General features: G+C 71.4%; 1 protein-coding gene and 1 pseudogene. Both read right to left on the bottom strand.

Features of this window, described 5'->3' with window-relative positions:
- Positions 1 to 205 precede the first annotated feature (205 nt).
- Entirely contained in the window at positions 206 to 985 is a 780-nt protein-coding gene (locus FNH09_RS46430; protein WP_152895880.1) for an HAD-IIA family hydrolase, read from the bottom strand.
- An 84-nt stretch (positions 986 to 1069) separates the two neighbouring features.
- Positions 1070 to 1300: pseudogene (locus FNH09_RS47470) on the bottom strand (hypothetical protein); the annotation flags it as partial.

The raw sequence follows: 1300 nt of genomic DNA, 5'->3' as shown, positions 1-1300 counted from the left end.
GGGCCATGAGGCCCGCCCCGCCCGCCGCGTGGGCCGCCGGTACCAGTACCGCTGCCACGGCCGCGACCCCGGCACAGAGTGCGACGTTCCTTGAACCCATCGTGAAACCTCCTGGTATCTGGAGGCTCCTCCGGAGGGCACGGCCGCGCATCCGCAGCCGGGGCCGTGCTGCTCCGTACGGGTGGGTCACCCGGTGCCGGGCGTTTCAGATCCGTTCGACGAGATCCGCGATGGAGTCCACGATCTCCGACGGCCGGTACGGGAAGTCCTCGACCTGCTCGGGCCGGGTCAGCCCGGTGAGCACCAGGAACGTCCGCATTCCGGCCTCCATGCCGGCCAGCACGTCGGTGTCCATCCGGTCGCCGATCATCGCGCTGTTCTCGGAGTGGGCGCCGATCGCGTTGAGGCCGGTGCGCATCATCAGCGGGTTGGGCTTGCCCGCGAAGTACGGCTTGCGGCCCGTCGCCTTGGTGATCAGCGCGGCCACGGCGCCGGTGGCGGGCAGCGGGCCCTCGGTGGACGGGCCGGTCTCGTCCGGGTTGGTGCAGATGAAGCGGGCGCCGCCGTGGATCAGCCGCACGGCCTTCGTCATCGCCTCGAACGAATACGTCCGGGTCTCGCCGAGCACGACGTAGTCCGGCTCGTGGTCGGTGAGGATGTAGCCGATGTCGTGCAGCGCGGTGGTGAGGCCGGCCTCGCCGATGACGTACGCCGTGCCGCCCGGTCGCTGGTCGTCCAGGAACTGGGCGGTGGCCAGCGCCGAGGTCCAGATGGACTCGACCGGCACCTCCAGGCCCATGCGCCGCAGCCGTGCGTGCAGGTCGCGCGGGGTGTAGATCGAGTTGTTGGTGAGCACGAGGAACGGCTTGCCGGACTCGCGGAGCTTCTTGATGAAGGCGTCGGCGCCGGGAATCGGGACGCCCTCGTGGATCAGCACACCGTCCATGTCGGTGAGCCACGACTCGATGGGCCTGCGGTCTGCCATGTGCGAGGTCTCCTGCCGTACGCGGTACGTGAGCCCCAGCCTAGACACAGGCCCGATCTTGCGAAATGGCCTTCCGATCCGTGGTCAGCGCCGCCTGCGCACCAGTACCAGCACCAGCACCCCGCCGGCGAGCAGCAGGGCGAGGGTCGCGGCGAGCACGGCGGCCGGGGCGCCGAGACCGGTGCCGGCGAGCTCCTCGACGAAGGGGACGTCGTCGGCGGAGGCGGAAGCCGCCGGGTCGTCGGGGTCGGAGGTGGTGGCGGACGCGGCGGAGGTGCCCGAGGCGCTGGGCCGCGGGCGGGCGGTGGGTACGGG

The organism is Streptomyces adustus, assembly GCF_009377175.1.
GTDB lineage: Bacteria > Actinomycetota > Actinomycetes > Streptomycetales > Streptomycetaceae > Streptomyces > Streptomyces adustus.
Note: the sequence above shows the minus strand (reverse complement) of the source record. Positions and strands in the feature narration are given on the sequence as shown.